The organism is Salmonella sp. 32100201201700099SM (assembly GCF_017572645.1).
GTDB lineage: Bacteria > Pseudomonadota > Gammaproteobacteria > Enterobacterales > Enterobacteriaceae > Salmonella > Salmonella enterica.
The window spans coordinates 42962-60788 of the sequence record NZ_JAGERQ010000014.1; the positions used below are offsets into that span (position 1 = coordinate 42962).

Annotated in this window: 15 protein-coding genes and 3 pseudogenes; 8 read left to right on the forward strand and 10 right to left on the reverse strand. The window is 50.2% G+C overall.

Annotated features, from left to right (window positions below):
- Nucleotides 1-17: 17 nt before the first annotated feature.
- The gene (gene phoE, locus J4685_RS19955; RefSeq protein ID WP_001043666.1) at nt 18-1070 is read left to right on the forward strand and encodes a phosphoporin PhoE; all 1053 of its coding nucleotides are present in this window, start codon (nt 18-20) and stop codon (nt 1068-1070) included.
- Nucleotides 1071-1120: 50 nt separating this feature from the next.
- Here phoE and crl read toward each other — a convergent pair whose 3' ends face one another.
- The 3 genes from crl to gpt all read right to left on the reverse strand — a co-directional run bounded on the left by crl (nt 1121) and on the right by gpt (nt 3371).
- On the reverse strand, nt 1121-1522 hold the full coding sequence (gene crl / locus J4685_RS19960) for a sigma factor-binding protein Crl (protein ID WP_000174696.1): 402 nt from the start codon (nt 1520-1522) through the stop codon (nt 1121-1123).
- Nucleotides 1523-1579: 57 nt separating this feature from the next.
- A complete protein-coding gene (gene frsA, locus J4685_RS19965) occupies nt 1580-2824 on the reverse strand; it encodes an esterase FrsA (RefSeq protein ID WP_000189586.1) in 1245 nt (414 codons plus the stop codon).
- Nucleotides 2825-2912: 88 nt separating this feature from the next.
- Nucleotides 2913-3371, reverse strand: coding sequence for a xanthine phosphoribosyltransferase (gene gpt / locus J4685_RS19970; RefSeq protein WP_001292018.1), 459 nt, complete (start codon nt 3369-3371; stop codon nt 2913-2915).
- Between the two features lie 248 nt (nt 3372-3619).
- Here gpt and pepD point away from each other — a divergent pair, with 248 nt between their 5' ends.
- Nucleotides 3620-5077 (forward strand): cytosol nonspecific dipeptidase, encoded by a 1458-nt coding sequence (pepD, locus tag J4685_RS19975; RefSeq protein ID WP_001292982.1) that lies wholly within the window; start codon nt 3620-3622, stop codon nt 5075-5077.
- A gap of 154 nt (nt 5078-5231) precedes the next feature.
- Here the strand turns inward: pepD and prfH are convergent, their stop codons facing one another.
- The 3 genes from prfH to dinB form a co-directional block, all read right to left on the reverse strand.
- A complete protein-coding gene (gene prfH / locus J4685_RS19980; protein ID WP_000602084.1) occupies nt 5232-5846 on the reverse strand; it encodes a peptide chain release factor H in 615 nt (204 codons plus the stop codon).
- Entirely contained in the window at nt 5843-6982 is a 1140-nt protein-coding gene (locus J4685_RS19985) for an RNA ligase RtcB family protein (RefSeq protein WP_000528890.1), read from the reverse strand. The genes prfH and J4685_RS19985 overlap by 4 nt, the downstream gene beginning before the upstream one ends.
- 218 nt (nt 6983-7200) lie before the next feature.
- Complete coding sequence (gene dinB / locus J4685_RS19990) at nt 7201-8256, reverse strand: DNA polymerase IV (protein ID WP_001226147.1); 1056 nt, start codon at nt 8254-8256, stop codon at nt 7201-7203.
- Nucleotides 8257-8505: 249 nt separating this feature from the next.
- Here dinB and dpaA point away from each other — a divergent pair, with 249 nt between their 5' ends.
- Nucleotides 8506-9246, forward strand: a complete 741-nt coding sequence (gene dpaA, locus J4685_RS19995; protein ID WP_001225658.1) for a peptidoglycan meso-diaminopimelic acid protein amidase — start codon at nt 8506-8508, stop codon at nt 9244-9246.
- On the opposite strand, the gene J4685_RS20000 is transcribed toward dpaA, so the two are convergent.
- Together J4685_RS20000 and lpcA are read right to left on the reverse strand one after the other, a co-directional pair.
- The gene (locus J4685_RS20000) at nt 9217-9984 is read right to left on the reverse strand and encodes a class II glutamine amidotransferase (RefSeq protein ID WP_000333387.1); all 768 of its coding nucleotides are present in this window, start codon (nt 9982-9984) and stop codon (nt 9217-9219) included. The genes dpaA and J4685_RS20000 overlap by 30 nt on opposite strands.
- A 163-nt stretch (nt 9985-10147) precedes the next feature.
- Nucleotides 10148-10726 carry a D-sedoheptulose 7-phosphate isomerase gene (gene lpcA, locus J4685_RS20005; RefSeq protein ID WP_000284051.1) on the reverse strand — a complete coding sequence of 193 codons (579 nt, stop codon included), beginning with the start codon at nt 10724-10726 and terminating at the stop codon, nt 10148-10150.
- Between the two features lie 239 nt (nt 10727-10965).
- Here lpcA and fadE point away from each other — a divergent pair, with 239 nt between their 5' ends.
- From fadE to pagN, 4 genes are all read left to right on the forward strand, one after another.
- Complete coding sequence (fadE, locus tag J4685_RS20010) at nt 10966-13410, forward strand: acyl-CoA dehydrogenase FadE (RefSeq protein ID WP_000973047.1); 2445 nt, start codon at nt 10966-10968, stop codon at nt 13408-13410.
- A 108-nt stretch (nt 13411-13518) separates the two neighbouring features.
- A complete protein-coding gene (locus J4685_RS20015) occupies nt 13519-14286 on the forward strand; it encodes an amidohydrolase (protein WP_000015789.1) in 768 nt (255 codons plus the stop codon).
- A 370-nt stretch (nt 14287-14656) separates the two neighbouring features.
- On the forward strand, nt 14657-15064 hold the full coding sequence (locus J4685_RS20020) for a Spy/CpxP family protein refolding chaperone (RefSeq protein ID WP_000788200.1): 408 nt from the start codon (nt 14657-14659) through the stop codon (nt 15062-15064).
- 330 nt (nt 15065-15394) lie between these two features.
- Complete coding sequence (pagN, locus tag J4685_RS20025; RefSeq protein WP_000787605.1) at nt 15395-16114, forward strand: adhesin/invasin protein PagN; 720 nt, start codon at nt 15395-15397, stop codon at nt 16112-16114.
- Nucleotides 16115-16117: 3 nt separating this feature from the next.
- Here the strand turns inward: pagN and J4685_RS20030 are convergent.
- Nucleotides 16118-16306 (reverse strand): annotated as a pseudogene (locus tag J4685_RS20030) (hypothetical protein).
- Between the two features lie 56 nt (nt 16307-16362).
- Between J4685_RS20030 and J4685_RS20035 the strand changes: the two are divergent.
- Nucleotides 16363-16475, forward strand: a pseudogene (locus J4685_RS20035) (hypothetical protein); the annotation flags it as partial.
- 601 nt (nt 16476-17076) lie between these two features.
- Here the strand turns inward: J4685_RS20035 and tioA are convergent.
- Nucleotides 17077-17694: pseudogene (gene tioA, locus J4685_RS20040) on the reverse strand (protein TioA).
- Nucleotides 17695-17827 lie beyond the last annotated feature (133 nt).

Consider the following 17827-nt stretch of genomic DNA (forward strand, 5'->3'; position numbering starts at 1 on the left):
TTAAAACAGGAATGGAAATGAATAAGAGCACTCTGGCAATAGTGGTGAGTATCATCGCATCAGCATCTGTTCACGCCGCCGAGGTTTACAATAAAAACGGTAATAAGCTTGATGTGTATGGAAAAGTTAAAGCCATGCACTATATGAGCGATTATGACAGCAAAGATGGCGATCAAAGCTACGTTCGTTTTGGTTTTAAAGGCGAAACGCAAATTAACGATCAATTGACCGGCTACGGGCGCTGGGAAGCTGAGTTTGCCGGTAATAAAGCCGAAAGTGATTCGTCCCAGCAAAAAACCCGCCTGGCCTTTGCTGGCCTGAAATTAAAAGATATCGGTTCTTTTGACTATGGACGTAACCTGGGCGCGCTGTACGATGTTGAGGCCTGGACGGATATGTTTCCCGAATTCGGCGGCGACTCTTCCGCCCAGACCGATAATTTTATGACTAAACGCGCCAGCGGGCTGGCGACTTACCGCAATACCGATTTCTTCGGCATCGTTGATGGACTGGATCTTACCTTACAGTATCAGGGGAAAAACGAAGATCGCGATGTGAAAAAGCAAAACGGCGACGGCTTCGGCACTTCCGTGAGCTATGATTTCGGCGGCAGTGATTTTGCCGTCAGCGGCGCTTATACTCTCTCCGATCGCACCAGGGAGCAAAATCTGCAGCGCCGCGGTACGGGCGATAAAGCCGAAGCCTGGGCTACGGGTGTAAAGTATGACGCGAATGATATTTATATTGCGACTTTCTATTCAGAAACCCGCAACATGACGCCAGTTTCCGGCGGATTTGCCAATAAAACTCAAAACTTCGAAGCGGTTATCCAGTATCAGTTTGACTTTGGTCTGCGTCCGTCATTAGGCTATGTGCTGTCAAAAGGCAAAGATATTGAGGGCGTCGGCAGTGAGGATTTGGTGAATTACATTGACGTTGGCGCAATCTATTATTTCAACAAAAATATGTCCGCGTTTGTAGATTACAAAATCAATCAGCTTGATAGCGATAACACGTTAGGCATTAATGACGATGATATTGTGGCAATAGGGTTGACCTACCAGTTCTGATAAGTCGCATTGTGCCTGATGGCGCTACGCCATCAGGCATGGCAGCAGGGTTATGCCGACAGTTTTACCGGCTCGTCGTTGAAATCGTCAGACGGCTCCAGCGCCAGCTCCATAGAAATCAGCAGGTCGCGTAGCTTTTCATGAAACTCGCGTAGCGTGTATTCCAGTCGCTCCACCACTTCGGTTTCGTTAATCGGCACTACGGTCCAGTTGCCCTCTTTATCAAACAAACCAAACTGATAACGATAAGTGAAGCGTTTCTCTTGTGCTTCCAGCTCCATCCACCAGCCCCAAAATTCACGCTTCTCTGGCGCGGGCTTCACGTTGACGCAAACTGCCAGGCAATCGAAAAAAAAACGATTGTCTTCGCACTGCCCTTCCCGGATATAGGGGCCAAGCGCGGTAAATTTCTTGATCAATCTACTTTTCGGGTGTCCACTCGGTAACGTCATTGCGATCTCCTTTAATGAAGCAACTGTTTTACCAAATCAATAGAATTTATCAATCTATTAACACAATCTATGATTAATCCAGTCGGTAATTTCTTGCAGCGCGTGGTCAAAATTGCGGTACACCGGGTTAAAAGGGATCTCTATCAGCTTACCGTCTGAAGATGATGTTGTAATTAAGCGAGACTCTTCTTCCGGGCTGAAAGGATCGTTTTTCCAGAAGCCGGAAAGCATTGGCGTAGGACAACGTCTGCCCAGTAGCCCCTGTACTTTCAACGAATAGCGGTTGAGCTCCACACGCAGCGCCTCATCCGAAGCATCATGCATACCCAGACGGCTGGCCAGCACATCCAGATACATCTCCGGCACTGTGCTCTGTCGTTGCGGATCGCTAAGTAGCGCATGGACCACCGGCCCCAGGCAAGCCACCGCTTTCAAACGCGGCGCTTCCAGATAGGCCAGACGCACCGCAACGTTGGCGCCAAAACGGAAACCAAACGCCGCAACACGGGTATGATCCACCCAGGGGACATTAGGAAGCGCTTTTAACACATGCTGGTGGAGCAAGCTGGAATCCTGGGTTAATTTCCACTTTGATGAAAATCCAACCGAAGGCATATCAAGCGTTAACATCGCGATACCGCGCGGCGCGAAATAGCGTTCATACAGGGTGTAATAGTCGGTTTGCATGGCGTCCAGGCCGCCGCACATGAGCACCGTCGGAAACGGACCATCCCCTTTCGGCATATGTAAAAACGCGGTGACAGGCGAACCGCCAGGAACGGCAAATTCCATTTCACGTAACGAGCCTGGCAACCGCTGCGCGGCCTCTTCATAGGCGCGATTCGCCAGCGCCTGCGCCTGCTCCGCCAGCTCATCGCCCTTCAAATGCGGGTAGGCGGCAATGTTATAGAGCGTTGAGGCATGAAGCCAGTAGCGTCCGCTGCGCATGGCGTCCTGTTCCTGACAGGCTTTCTGCTGCCAGTCCATCGCCTGCTTTGCCCACTCATAAATCCAGTTGCCGCCGCGGTAACCGATGACCGTATCGTATAAATCATCATCCGTTCGCTCTGCGTCGCTCATCACAATGCGCGCCTGCACATCAAGGATTTCTCGTGGGTCAACGCCGCGCCAAATCCACATCAGGCGGTTTATCATGCGATACCAGTGCGGGACGTTCTTACCGTCCAGCGCGGATTGCATGGGCGGCTGCGACCCACGATTGAACCGACGGACAAGGGTAGACGTTTCAGTATGTTTAAAGCGGGGTTTGAACAGGGTTTCGCTGAGGTTAGCCTGTGTCATTCGTGCAGCCTCCTTGGATACTCATAGAGGCTTATTGTAACCAATAAAACAGCGCCCGGCATTGCCGGGCGCTCTGAAAAGCTGCTGATTAACGACCTGAAATCGGCGGTACAAATACCACACCCATATCCCAGGGCTGCTCTATCCAGGTGTTCTGAGGAATATCAATAACATAATCATCAACCAGCGGACGGCCCGCCGGTTTAGCGAAAATCGTGACGAAATGCGCTTTAGGGTACATTTCGCGAATCGCGACGGCGGTGCCGCCGGTATCGACCAGATCGTCGATGACGATAAAGCCTTCGCCGTCGCCTTCTGCACGTTTCAGCACTTTCAGTTCGCGCTGGTTATCGTGATCGTAGCTGGAGATGCATACGGTATCGACATGACGAATGCCCAATTCACGCGCCAGTAGTGCGCCCGGTACAAGGCCGCCACGACTTACGGCAATAATGCCTTTCCATTGTTCTGAAGGCATGAGGCGGCTCGCCAGTTTGCGTGCGTGAATCTGCAACATGTCCCAGGTGACGACGTATTTTTCGCTCATGTGAAGTGTCCCAGCCTGTTTATCTACGGCTTAAAAAGTGTTCGAGGGGGAAATAGTTGCGCGAGATTATAGAGACTTGACGCGCTAAAAACCAGTGTTTAGCGGAATCCACGCCTCTTTTTGTATGCTTTATACTACCCGCAGGCGGAGAAAGTGGTATTCTCAGTCGCATCTCGTAAGAGTTATTAATTCCGCTAACCCTGTGGCCTGTAAGAACGTTTTTCAGACCACCGCCAAGGAGACTTATCGTGTCTGAACTGTCTCAGTTATCACCACAACCTTTGTGGGATATTTTTGCCAAAATCTGTTCTATTCCTCACCCGTCCTATCACGAAGAGCAACTCGCGGAACATATTGTGAGTTGGGCCAAAGAGAAAGGCCTTTACGTGGATCGCGACCAGGTCGGTAATATTCTGATCCGTAAGCCCGCCACTGCAGGTATGGAAAATCGCAAGCCGGTCGTTTTACAGGCGCATCTGGATATGGTGCCGCAAAAAAATAGCGACACCGTTCACGACTTCACTACAGATCCCATCCGGCCTTATATTGATGACGAATGGGTTAAAGCGCGCGGTACTACGCTCGGCGCCGACAATGGTATTGGAATGGCTTCTGCGTTAGCGGTACTGGCTGACGATAATGTCGTCCATGGCCCGCTGGAAGTGCTGCTGACCATGACCGAAGAAGCGGGCATGGATGGCGCGTTCGGCCTCCAGTCCGGCTGGTTGCAGGCTGACATCCTGATCAACACCGACTCTGAAGAAGAAGGTGAGATCTATATGGGCTGCGCAGGCGGCATCGATTTTACCTCTAATCTGCCGTTGACCCGTGAAGCTGTACCCGCAGGATTTGCATGCTTTAAGCTAACCCTGAAAGGTCTGAAAGGCGGCCACTCCGGTGGTGAAATTCACCTCGGCCTTGGCAATGCCAACAAATTGCTGGCGCGTTTTCTGGCCGGGCACGCAGAAGAACTGGATCTGCGTCTGATCGATTTCAACGGCGGCACGCTGCGTAACGCGATTCCGCGCGAAGCGTTCGCTACCCTCGCCGTTGCCACAGACAACGTAGGCGCTCTGAAAACATTAGTGAACGCTTACCAGGATATTCTGAAAAACGAACTGGCGGAAAAAGAGAAAAACCTGACGCTGCAACTCAATGAGGTTGCCAGTGATAAAGCCGCATTGACCGCGCCGTCACGCGATACCTTTGTGCGCCTGCTGAACGCAACGCCGAACGGCGTGATCCGCAATTCAGACGTGGCGAAAGGCGTAGTGGAAACATCGCTGAACGTTGGCGTGGTCACAATGTCTGATGCGAATGTCGAAATTCACTGCCTGATTCGCTCTCTTATCGACAGCGGTAAAGATTATGTGGTGAGTATGCTGGATTCGCTGGGCAAGCTGGCTGGCGCGAAAACCGAAGCAAAAGGCAGCTATCCTGGCTGGCAGCCCGATGCGAACTCGCCGGTCATGCACCTGGTGCGGGAAACTTATCAGCGTCTGTTCAACAAGACACCGAACATCCAGATTATCCACGCCGGCCTGGAATGCGGTCTGTTTAAGAAACCCTATCCGGATATGGACATGGTTTCTATTGGGCCTACCATTACCGGACCTCACTCTCCGGATGAGCAGGTACATATCGAAAGCGTCGGCCACTACTGGACTCTGCTGACCGAATTGCTGAAAGCGATTCCTGCGAAGTAAGAAAGCGCTAAAATGCCCGTCCCATTTCTGGACGGGCTATCAATATGGAATATCGGGTATCCATTGCCAGATAAGCTCTCCTGGATGCGCTGAATAGCGCTGCGGCTACACGCGAATAGCCGGACAGCCCTATAACAGCGCTGGTAGCACCGAATTATTGTGGCGTAAACGCCATTCCTTTAAATATCCGTAGCGGATTGCCGCGCTCAATCTGATGATGGAACAGACGCCTTTCAGACTTCAACGCCGCACACTCATTTTGCCGTTGCTGTTCCAGCCGCCAGGCAATCAGCAGCCGGGCCAGACGCTTATTCGCATGTTGACTGCGCTCCGACTGAACCTTCACGCTAATCCCGCTCGCCAGGTGCGTGGCCCGCACTGCCGAGTCGCTTTTATTAACGTGCTGCCCACCCGGGCCGGAAGAGCGCAGAGTCTCGAAACGAATCTCATCAGACTGTATGTGTTCGTCGGCGGAAAAGCGCCCAATGCCGACGTACCAGTTTTTTCGCCCATGGTGCGGGCGATACGGGCTGGTACAAATCCACAGTAACGTGCCGCACCAACGTTCACTGAAAGCCATAGCTTTTTCGCCGTCCAGCGAGACCAGCGCGGAACGCAGCGTGTCTGGTAATCGTCCCGGCTCCGTTTCAAGTCGCGTCAACGATACCTTTTCTCTGGCGGCTTCTTTCGTCAGACAATCCAGCGCTTTTTTTACCGCCAGACAACACTCGTCCGGTCCCTGTGCGGAAGAAAGTTGCAGTAAGATCATGCGCTTTTCTCCCCTGAGGTTTTCAGCGTCAGCACCGGACGCAGGCAGGCAACTGGCGTAATCAGTCCGGCGTCTGCCAGACAATCCACAACGCTATCGATGGATTTATACGCCTGCGGCGCTTCTTCATAAATGAGCTGGCGATCGCGGCAAATCACCCGGCTACCCATCCCGGTACGGCAGAGCTGTCGCGGGGTAAATTTTGCCGATAACCGGTCTTTACACTCAGTACGCATCCATTTGCGTCCCGCGCCATGCGCCAGGGAGAAGAGGCTCTCCTCGCTGACGACGGGTTTCACCAGCCAGCTATAATCGCCGCGCGAGCCGGGGATAATCACCAGTCCCTGCCCATCTGGCGTAGCGCCTTTACGGTGCAGCCACCCCGCCTCACCCGCGACAGTACAGGGTTCAACGAAGTTATGCGCCACATCCAGCCGCGGTTCGCCCTCAGCCCTGAGCTGTTGCAGTATCCGGCGGGCAATCAGCGCGCGATTACTGCGGGCAAATGCCAGCGCATCGTCATGTTCTGCAAGGTAGCGGCGCGCATCGTCGCTATCTTCCGGCAAACCGTTATGCGAAAACGCTTCCACATGACGACGCAGGATAGCTTGCCCCAGACCGCGTGAACCACTGTGTACCAGCAGTAATAACTGCGTTTTTTGTAACCCCGACAAAGCGAACGAATCAGCATCGACGATGCGATCGACCTGTTGTAGCTCGGCAAAATGATTGCCGCCGCCAATGGAACCCAGCGCAGAGCGCCACGAATGATGCTGCATTGCGGCGGGGACATTCTCCTCCAGCCACTGCGCGTCCGCCACGTCAGGCAGCGACGCCAGCCGCTTCTCCAGTTTATCGGCGTTATATTTACGCCCTAAAATATCCGTTTGCCATAACGCCATGCCGCAGCCGATATCGTTGCCGACCAGCGCCGGATAAAAACGTCCACGTGAGAAAAAGGCTGCGCCAATAGGGTAGCCGCGCCCCGGATGCAGATCTGGCATCCCGATAACGCGTTTCATACCGGTTAACTTAGCCGTCGTATATAATTGTTGGATCGCGGAATCTTCGATCCACAGGTTATCCGATGCGATAGAAAATACCACATCTGATAAAGGACGAATATAATTGCCCATATACCATTCCATATATGAATTAAAAAATCAGGAAATGGCAGACTAATCCAGGGCAATAAAAGAAAATTAATCCTGGAAAGGTCTGCAAAGTGCGTTCAGAGAATAAAGTGTCATGATGAACCTCCTTTGCAGTTATTGAGAATGAGAAAACGCGGGTATAGTAATACTGAAATTTAGATGGCGCAATCGTAATAGTGATAAAATCTTAATGGCCTGACTTATAACCCTAACACCAACTGTCGTTCCAATTGAGGGTCGAGCAGCGTTACGTGTAGCCCCACCAGCCGTACGCCGCGCTCGCCGCGACGCTCGTCCCAGGTTTTACGGGCGGTGGTAATTAAGTCTTCTTTATTTAATTGCGGCCAGACATGTTCCTGAGTGGTTTGCTGAAAATCATTAAATTTTAATTTAACGCCCTGTCGGGCAATCAGTAAATCGGGCTTTACTATAGCCAGACGACGCTCCAGTTCCGGATATAAATGCTCAATAATGGCCTCGCAGTCCGACCACTCATGAATATCCTCCGCCAGAGTACGCTCAACGCCTACCGATTTACGCAGCCTTTCGCTGTTAACATCACGCTCGTCAATACCCTGACTACGCTCCCATAATACCCGGCCAAATTTACCGAAGCGTTTGAGAAGCATCGCCAGATCGCACTGTTGAATATCCCCGCAGGTTCTTAACCCCATATTTTCCAGTTTGGCGGCGGAAACTTTCCCCACGCCTGGAATTTTGGCTAACGGCAACGTTTTAAGAAAGCCGGGTACATCGGCTGGCGTAATAACATATTGTCCATTCGGTTTATTGAGATCGGAGGCTATCTTCGCCAGAAATTTCACTGGCGCAACGCCGGCGGAGGCGGTGAGTTGCAGTTCATTGAAAATAGTCTGACGAATCTCCCTGGCGATCAGAGTCGCCGAACCATAACAGTGCGGGCTGTCAGTCACATCCAGCCAGGCTTCATCCAGCGAGAGCGGTTCAATCAGTGAAGTGTAGCGGGAAAAGATGTCACGTACATGCCGCGAAGCCTCTTTATAGGCGTCAAAGCGGCCAGGCAGTAAGGTGAGATGGGGGCACAGCTTTAGCGCCATGGCGGTCGGCATCGCGCTACGTACGCCAAACTGGCGCGCAGGATAGTTGGCGGTACTGATAGCGCCTCTACGCTCACGACTCCCGCCAATGGCAATGGGAATATCGCGTAACGCCGGATTATCACGCATCTCTACCGCGGCAAAAAAACAGTCCATATCAATATGTATGATTTTGCGCATCGCTCGCCCCCACAATACTGTTTAAGTGTACAGTATGTTTTATTGCGCGCAAAGAGACATTCGCGTTAAAAATGCGACATATTCGAAGGTATGACGACGAAAGCGGCGGGAAAATTGTAAACGTACACACGGGGACTTGCGAAAAACTGCCGTGGTGCTAATGTGAGCGCTCCAAATCCAGATTACTCCGATTTGGGGACTCTTTTGCCGTTCTGGCGTGTGTAACCGTTTTATCAAGGAACAAGCAGTATGCGTAAAATCGCATTTTTTCTTGCGATGCTTCTGATGCCGTGCGTCTCATTTGCCGGTTTGCTGAGCAGCAGCAGCCCCGTCACGCCGGTCAGTAAAGAGTATAAGCAGCAGTTAATGGGCTCACCGGTCTATATTCAAATTTTTAAAGAAGAGCGCACCCTTGATCTCTACGTCAAAATGGGTGAGCAATACCAGTTGCTTGATAGCTACAAAATTTGCAACTATTCCGGCGGGTTAGGCCCGAAACGCCGTCAGGGCGATTTTAAAAGTCCGGAAGGGTTTTACAGCGTTCAGCGTAATCAACTCAAGCCAGACAGCCGTTTTTATAAGGCCATCAACATTGGTTTTCCCAATGCCTACGATCGCGCGCATGGCTATGATGGTAAATATCTGATGATTCACGGCGCCTGTGTTTCCGTCGGCTGCTATGCCATGACCGACAGCGGCATTGATGAGATTTTCCAGTTTGTCACCGCCGCGCTGGTCTTTGGTCAGCCGAGCGTGCAGGTGAGTATTTATCCGTTCCGGATGACCGACGCCAATATGCAGCGTCATAAATATTCATATTACAAAGATTTCTGGGCGCAGCTAAAACCCGGCTACGATTATTTTGAACAGACGCATAAGCCGCCAACTGTTTCTATCGTTGATGGACGTTACGTCGTGAGCAAACCGTTGAGTCACGAAGTCGTTCAGCCACAGCTGGCCTCAAATTATACGCTCTCCGAGGCAAAATAACGCCCATTCGCCTGGCATAATCTTTTGCCAGGTTTCATTCCCCGTTAGCGGCTGGGTAGCAATCACGGTAACCACGTCATTTGGCGTGGTCTGTGAACTGAAATCAATTTCCATATCCTGATCCACCAGCGTGGCTACGCCAAACGGCGCCCGGCGAGTGATCCAGTGCAAATGGGTTGAGCAAAACGCCATCACATATCGCCCATCTGACAGCAGCATGTTAAAAACGCCTTTTTCACGTAATACCGTCGCCAGTGTCGCAATATATTTAAATACCGCCGTCATGTTGCCCGGCGTGCGGGGATAACGCTGCGTTAATTTATGCAATAGCCAGCAAAACGCTTTTTCGCTGTCGGTTTCCCCCACCGGACGAAAATTACCGGTTTCCAGCGACTTATAACCGTTGAGCTGACCGTTATGAGCATAAGTCCAGTTGCGTCCCCATAATTCCCGGGTAAAAGGGTGCGTATTTTCCAGCGCCACTTCACCGCGATTAGCCTGACGGATATGGGCGATAACCGAGCAGGACTTGATCGGGTAATTCTGTACCAGTTTCGCAATCGGCGAATGGTAGCTCGGTTGCGGATCTTTAAACGTGCGACAGCCCTTTCCTTCGTAAAAGGTAATTCCCCAGCCGTCTTTATGCGGCCCGGTTCCGCCGCCACGCTGCACCAGTCCGGTGAAGCTAAAGCAGATATCCGTCGGCACATTGGCGCTCATCCCAAGCAGTTCGCACATACATCACCTACCTTAAAACGGTTAATTGCCTGATAAGACCAGCAAAGCACAGCTCGTAGGCCGGATAAGACGCTTGCGTCGCCATCCGCCACAATGCCCGATGGCGCTTCGCTTATCGGGCCTACACGTTCCAGGCCCGATAAGACCGGCAAATATTATCGGCTTATTTAACCATCTCTTTTTCGATCAACTGAATCAGGATATGAATTACTTTGATATGAATTTCCTGAATACGATCGGCATAACCGAAGTGCGGTACGCGAATTTCAATATCCGCCGTTCCCGCCATTTTGCCGCCGTCTTTACCGGTCAACGTGATCACTTTCATGCCTTTTTCACGGGCCGCGGCAATCGCTTTAATCACGTTACCAGAGTTACCCGACGTCGAGATCCCTAACAGGACATCGCCTTCGCGCCCTACCGCCTCAACGTAACGAGAGAAAATATAGTCATAGCCAAAATCATTACTAACGCAGGATATATGGCTAACATCAGAAATCGCAATTGCCGGGTAGCCCGGACGATTTTCACGATAACGACCTGTCAGCTCTTCAGCAAAGTGCATCGCATCGCAATGGGAGCCGCCGTTACCGCAGGAAAGTACCTTACCACCCGCTTTAAAACTGTCAGCCAACAGGACCGCCGCGCGCTGAATGGCGTGAATATTGGCGTCATCTTTTAAAAAATTAGCCAGCGTTTCCGCCGCTTCGTTCAGTTCGTTACGAATAAGATCCTGGTACATGAGGATATCCTTCAGCATGAATGTAAATGACAGTATGCAGTGTATCGGATAGCAGTACAGGCGAGAAGCATAAGCCGAATTAACGCCTCACGCTTTTGATTTTTCGTGCCCCCAAAAACGGCAACAATGTGAGCTTTGTTGTAATTATTTTGTAAACACATTGCTAAAAGATTTTACATCCACTACAACCTAATCATCACAAGTGGTCAGACCTCCTACAAGCAAGGGAGCTTTTCGTTATGATGATTTTGAGTATTATCGCTACGGTTGTTCTGCTCGGCGCATTGTTCTATCACCGCGTGAGTTTATTTCTCAGCAGCCTGATTCTGCTCGCCTGGACCGCCGCACTTGGCGTCGCTGGCCTGTGGTCCATCTGGCTGTTGGTTCCTCTGGCCATTATCCTCGTGCCGTTTAACCTCACACCGATGCGAAAATCAATGATTTCCGCACCGGTGTTCCGCGGCTTCCGTAAGGTCATGCCGCCGATGTCGCGCACTGAGAAAGAAGCGATTGATGCCGGTACAACCTGGTGGGAAGGCGATCTGTTCCAGGGCAAGCCTGACTGGAAAAAACTGCACAACTATCCGCAACCGCAACTCACTGCCGAAGAGCAAGCGTTTCTCGACGGTCCGGTAGAAGAAGCGTGCCGGATGGCGAACGATTTCCAGATTACCCATGAACTGGCGGATCTGCCGCCGGAACTGTGGGCTTATCTGAAAGAGCATCGTTTTTTTGCGATGATCATTAAAAAAGAGTACGGCGGACTGGAGTTCTCCGCTTATGCGCAGTCCCGTGTACTGCAAAAACTGTCCGGCGTCTCCGGGATTCTGGCTATCACCGTCGGCGTTCCAAACTCACTCGGCCCTGGCGAGTTATTGCAGCACTATGGTACGGAAGAGCAGAAGAATCACTATCTGCCGCGACTGGCGCGCGGCCAGGAGATCCCCTGCTTTGCGCTGACTAGCCCGGAAGCAGGTTCTGATGCAGGCGCCATTCCGGATACCGGCGTGGTTTGCATGGGCGAATGGCAGGGCCAGCAGGTGCTGGGTATGCGCCTGACCTGGAACAAGCGTTACATTACGCTGGCGCCGATAGCTACCGTGTTGGGTCTGGCGTTTAAGCTTTCCGATCCGGATAGATTGTTAGGCGGAGAAGAAGAGCTGGGTATTACCTGCGCCCTGATCCCCACCTCAACGCCGGGTGTGGAAATTGGTCGTCGTCACTTCCCGCTTAACGTTCCGTTCCAGAATGGCCCAACCCGCGGTAACGATATTTTCGTGCCTATTGATTATATTATCGGCGGCCCCAAAATGGCCGGACAGGGCTGGCGTATGCTGGTGGAATGTTTGTCGGTAGGACGCGGTATTACCCTGCCGTCCAACTCCACTGGCGGGGTGAAATCCGTCGCGCTGGCAACCGGCGCCTATGCTCACATTCGTCGTCAGTTCAAAATTTCTATCGGCAAGATGGAAGGTATTGAAGAACCGCTGGCGCGTATTGCAGGTAACGCTTATGTGATGGATGCCGCCGCATCGTTAATCACCTACGGCATTATGCTGGGTGAAAAACCGGCGGTACTGTCGGCTATCGTGAAGTACCACTGCACCCACCGCGGCCAGCAGTCCATTATCGACGCGATGGATATCACTGGGGGTAAAGGCATTATGCTGGGCGAGAGCAACTTCCTGGCGCGAGCTTACCAGGGCGCGCCTATCGCGATTACCGTGGAAGGCGCGAATATCCTGACCCGTAGCATGATGATCTTTGGTCAGGGCGCCATTCGCTGCCATCCTTATGTACTGGAAGAGATGGCCGCAGCGCAGAATAATGATGTGAATGCCTTTGATAAACTGTTGTTTAAACATATTGGTCATGTCGGCAGCAATACCGTTCGCAGTTTCTGGCTTGGCCTGACCCGCGGATTAACGAGCCATACGCCAACCGGCGACGCCACGAAGCGTTATTACCAGCATCTGAACCGACTGAGCGCAAACCTGGCGCTGCTGTCCGACGTGTCAATGGCGGTACTGGGCGGCAGCCTGAAACGCCGCGAGCGTATCTCCGCGCGTCTGGGCGATGTGTTGAGTCAGCTTTATCTGGCCTCAGCCGTACTGAAGCGTTACGACGACGAAGGTCGCCACGAAGCCGACCTGCCGCTGGTACACTGGGGCGTACAGGATGCGCTGTATCGTGCTGAACAAGTGATGGACGATCTGCTGCAGAACTTCCCGAACCGCGTCGTGGCCGGATTGCTCACCGCGATGATCTTCCCGACTGGCCGTCATTATCTGGCGCCGTCTGATAAGCTGGATCACGCCGTGGCGAAGATCCTGCAGGTGCCGAACGCCACACGTTCACGCATTGGGCGCGGTCAGTATCTGACGCCCGCCGAACATAATCCGGTCGGTTTACTGGAAGAAGCGCTGCGTGATGTCATCGCTGCCGACCCTATCCACCAGCGCATCTGCAAAGAACTGGGTAAAAATCTGCCGTTTACTCGTCTGGATGAACTGGCGCGCAATGCGCTGGCGAAAGGGCTTATAGATAAAGATGAAGCCGCCATTCTGGCGAAAGCGGAAGAGAGCCGCCTGCGCAGTATCAACGTTGATGATTTTGAACCTGAAGCGCTGGCGACCAAACCGGTAAAGCTGCCGGAGAAAGTGCGTAAAGTCGAAGCCGCATAATCAGTCTCGCCTCTTTCCTGCCCCGCTTTCGCGGGGCTTTTTCTTGCCGCTTTTTTATTATTGCTCATGCTACAGTGTAAAGACGCTGTTCAATGAGGAGCTCCGATCGTGTCTGGTTTGAAAATTACTCTGTTGCAACAACCTTTAGTCTGGATGGACGGCCCGGCAAACCTGCGTCATTTTGACAGACAGCTAGAGCTCGTATCTGGCCGGGATGTGATTGTTCTGCCTGAAATGTTTACCACCGGCTTTGCGATGGAGGCCGCTAATAACTCACTTTCGCAAGATAGCGTGATTACGTGGATGCAGGCCAAAGCCCGACAAACTGACGCTCTGATTGCCGGCAGCGCGGCGCTACAAACTGAGCGCGGCGCCGTAAATCGCTTCTTACTGGTTGAACCGGAAGGCAAGGTTCATCTCTATGATAAGCGCCATCTCTTTCGTATGGCGGATGAACATCAACATTATGCCGCAGGCGATAAACGCATCATCGTGCAGTGGCGCGGTTGGCGCATTCTGCCGCTGATCTGTTACGATCTGCGCTTTCCGATATGGTCACGCAACCGCAATGATTACGATCTGGCGCTGTATGTAGCGAACTGGCCCGCGCCGCGCTCGCTACACTGGCAAACATTACTGACGGCGCGCGCTATTGAAAATCAGGCTTATGTCGCAGGCTGCAACCGGGTTGGCACCGATGGTAACGGGCTACATTATCGCGGCGATAGCCGGATCATTAATCCCCAGGGCGACATTATCGCCACCGCCGAACCACACCAGGCGACACGTATCGATGCCGATCTTTCTCTCGTCGCCTTGCAGGACTATCGCGAAAAATTTCCAGCCTGGCGCGATGCCGATCCATTCACCTTGTAAGCAACCTGCCGCTCACCGCGGCGGGATTGTTTCACTCCGTAACTCTCCGTAAAACAAATTCGCGTGGCGTAATGTGGCAGGCAACGTATTCTGACTAAGAGCCTATCCCACCAGGCGTTATTGGCGCAGCCAGTTTGGACACGGACAGCGCGCAAAAACCGGAGCGTACACGTAGTACGTGAGGTTTGACTCGCTACGCTCGCCCTTCGGGCCGCCGCAAGCGGCGTTCAAAACGCTAACGCGTTTTGGCGAGCACTGCCCAGGTCCAAAATGGCAAGTAAAATAGCCCTAATGGGATAGGCTCTAAGATAATTGCTCGCCATTCGTGGGTAATAAGAACGGTTAATCACTCCCTTATCAGGATATCTTCATGAAAAACTTTGTACGCACAACTTTACTGGCAGCGACTCTGGCGGGCGTTTCTTTTGGCGCTTTCGCCACCGCTGTCCCCAATCCTCCCCTGCCCGCCCAGGATCCTATTGTCCAGCATCTGAAGCTGACAAACGATCAGATTACCCGGATCAAAAAACTTCACCAACAACTGGAAACCGACGTCAGTCAGATTTCTATGAAGGGAATTAAAGACGGTGCGCTGATAGAGGTGATTAAATCCGGTAAATGGGATGACGCCGCCGTAAAACAGCAGCTTGCAGCCTTCAGTAACATAGAACAACAGGCTCGCTATTATCGGGTTAAATATTATTTTGATTTAAGCAAAGTCTTAACACCAGAACAGCGTCAACAGGTACAACAAGATCTCGCCCAGGCACTTGAGTAAATATTTTTGCCCGTTATTCCTGGATAACGGGCTTTATCCAGGTCGGGTACAAATTCATCTTCATCTTTTTGTTACAGCATCGCTCTATCTAACACTACCCGTTACATAACGTAGAAGTAAAACCGTACGTGGGGCAATTTGGCGAGGAGATGGATTTCCATACCGACGATTATCGTATTGTTATTTAAAATTTTCATCTCATTTTTTACCCGCTTACAGAAAACCCAGCGTTACAATAGACCGTTTTTTGGGCTTCGTTTATGTAATCGTTATATCACACCCTATACCGTGAAACTTGTCTTTTAGCCCAATATTAAGGCAGGTTCTGAAATGAAAAACTTTTTCGCAGTCTGCATCATTCCCCTTGTGGTAGCCTGGTCCGCTACTGCATCAGCAAAAGAAGGGATCTATATCACCGGGAAAGCGGGGACATCCGTAGTCAATGTCTATGGAATCAACTCAACCTTCAGCCAGGATGAGATAGTCAATGGTCATGCAACGTTACCTGACCGTACCAAAGGCGTTTTTGGCGGCGGGGTTGCTATCGGTTATGACTTTTATGACCCATTCCAGCTTCCAGTACGTTTAGAACTGGATACCACTTTCAGAGGTGAGACGGATGCTAAAGGCGGGCAGGATATTATTGCATTTGGTCAGCCAGTACACATAAATGTAAAAAATCAGGTCCGAATGACCACTTACATGGTTAATGGTTATTATGATTTTCACAATAGTACGGCATTTACACCCTATATCAGCGCAGGCGTTGGCCTCGCTCATGTGAAGCTAAGTAATAACACCATTCCTGTTGGTTTTGGTATTAATGAAACTCTGTCTGCTTCAAAAAATAACTTTGCCTGGGGCGCAGGTATCGGTGCAAAATATGCTGTAACAGATAATATTATGATTGACGCCAGTTATAAATACATTAATGCAGGCAAAGTGAGCATTTCAAAAAATCACTATGCTGGTGATGAACATACCGCTTATGATGCAGACACAAAGGCTGCCTCCAATGACTTCATGCTCGGCATTACTTACGCCTTTTAAACACTATCGGTAAAATAGCTGGTCCTGTGGGTTCCCGAAGGCGCAATGGAGGATATCAGTAATGAATACTCCTGCGCCTTCAGAAAATCGTTGAACAGGTGCAACCTGGCGCCATTTTTCAGTACACTGCAACGTTTCTGGTATGGGCTTAACTTCCGGCTACCCAAAAACAGTCCCGTCCTGTTGTATGATCTCTAAATGTGAATGGCACGATTATGCGAGATACTTACAAGTGTCTGGTATGAAGATATACTGCGAACGCCGATGTAAACGGCGCGCGTAACATTTTAGAGCGGGACACGCCGTGCTTGCCTGTGGAAGGAGCGTGCAGTCAGGCAGCCCGTTGGAGCAGGAACCCACGCCCTTCAGGACGTGGAGGATGTCAATGCACAAGAATTGGGGAATCTTTAGCAGAATTTATTATCTCTACAGTAGCATCTCTCTTGTTCCCGTCATAAATAACCCAATGCCTCCAGAGCTGAAACCGCCTTCAGCATGAGCACTGGCTGCAAATAACACCAAATAAAATAATAATATAACAACTACCGAGACAAAAAACACCTCTCTAAAGTATTTAGAATTCATACAGTCAGCTCATTTAAATTTAACGTCACATGCAACCATGCATGCGTAAAACAAGAACCACACTCATATTAATAATGATTAGTAATGTGAGTGTGCGTATAACGAGATACAGATGTATATTCCTTAATGTAACGGAACATCATCAATGCAAATAGCAACCATCGATATATTAAACTAAAATAATACATCTAGTGCATATATAAACCATTCGTATGGTGGCTGTAATAAAATTGTTGATAAACGGTCATCCCCTAAACTTCCAGCCTCCCCACCGCACGAACAATGATGTTCTTTATATTTAATCGTAATAAAAAACAAAACAATAATTAAACAAAAAATAAATAAGATATTTTTGATTCAAATTTTCACTCCTTCTGTTATATACACCAAGTTTCATTTTTTTTATGATCCCGAAAGAAAAAACCGTCATATGACGATGGCCATTGCATTCCATACATGTAATCAACTTCGTTCTGGTACACGGCCCTCTGTTCTACATCATTTATATCCCCGACAAGAATCTTTTGGAACTTATGATAATGATAAACACTACTAATAAAATTAGGATCACGAGGCACTACGCAAGCCTAAAAAAAGAACCCAAGGTTTTTAATTTCACTGGAATAAGAATGTTTACCACAAAAATCAAACCAAACTTCCATACCATAATCTCTGCGACTCCTGATGTACTCGCTCAGAAATTTGTGGTTGTTATTAAAGTCAACAGAAACAGCAAATAACCCGACGCTATTTAATTTACTGATCCTTTCCATATGTATGAGCACAAATTCCCAGGGGATCCTGAGTATATATTTATTTAACCCATATTTATGGTTGAATAAATTAAATGACTTTTGTAACTCTTCAAAAAACATCAATGACTCAATTATGTGGTTTTCGCCTTCTTTCCAGAAGGGTTCAACGAAATAAATATCAGTAACATCATCTGTTTTAATGCGGTTTTTTGTTACATGCACGGGGTGATATTTAACCATGTGATATTCCGCTGTGTTATTCTGTGCCGCTTAATTTCACCACTGCTGATTAAAATCCTTGTTCAACAGCCGCAATCTGCCGTTGTTGTTCCGTAAGAAGGATAATAATGTATTAAATCAGTAAGTACACATC

Bases quoted from the DNA above. Each gene is read 5' to 3' on its own strand.
- phoE (WP_001043666.1), top strand. From the start codon at position 18: ATGAATAAGAGCACTCTGGCAATAGTGGTGAGTATCATCGCATCAGCA.
- crl (WP_000174696.1), bottom strand. From the start codon at position 1,522: ATGACGTTACCGAGTGGACACCCGAAAAGTAGATTGATCAAGAAATTT.
- frsA (WP_000189586.1), bottom strand. From the start codon at position 2,824: ATGACACAGGCTAACCTCAGCGAAACCCTGTTCAAACCCCGCTTTAAA.
- gpt (WP_001292018.1), bottom strand. From the start codon at position 3,371: ATGAGCGAAAAATACGTCGTCACCTGGGACATGTTGCAGATTCACGCA.
- prfH (WP_000602084.1), bottom strand. From the start codon at position 5,846: ATGATCTTACTGCAACTTTCTTCCGCACAGGGACCGGACGAGTGTTGT.
- J4685_RS19985 (WP_000528890.1), bottom strand. From the start codon at position 6,982: ATGGGCAATTATATTCGTCCTTTATCAGATGTGGTATTTTCTATCGCA.
- dinB (WP_001226147.1), bottom strand. From the start codon at position 8,256: ATGCGCAAAATCATACATATTGATATGGACTGTTTTTTTGCCGCGGTA.
- dpaA (WP_001225658.1), top strand. From the start codon at position 8,506: ATGCGTAAAATCGCATTTTTTCTTGCGATGCTTCTGATGCCGTGCGTC.
- J4685_RS20000 (WP_000333387.1), bottom strand. From the start codon at position 9,984: ATGTGCGAACTGCTTGGGATGAGCGCCAATGTGCCGACGGATATCTGC.
- lpcA (WP_000284051.1), bottom strand. From the start codon at position 10,726: ATGTACCAGGATCTTATTCGTAACGAACTGAACGAAGCGGCGGAAACG.
- fadE (WP_000973047.1), top strand. From the start codon at position 10,966: ATGATGATTTTGAGTATTATCGCTACGGTTGTTCTGCTCGGCGCATTG.
- J4685_RS20020 (WP_000788200.1), top strand. From the start codon at position 14,657: ATGAAAAACTTTGTACGCACAACTTTACTGGCAGCGACTCTGGCGGGC.
- pagN (WP_000787605.1), top strand. From the start codon at position 15,395: ATGAAAAACTTTTTCGCAGTCTGCATCATTCCCCTTGTGGTAGCCTGG.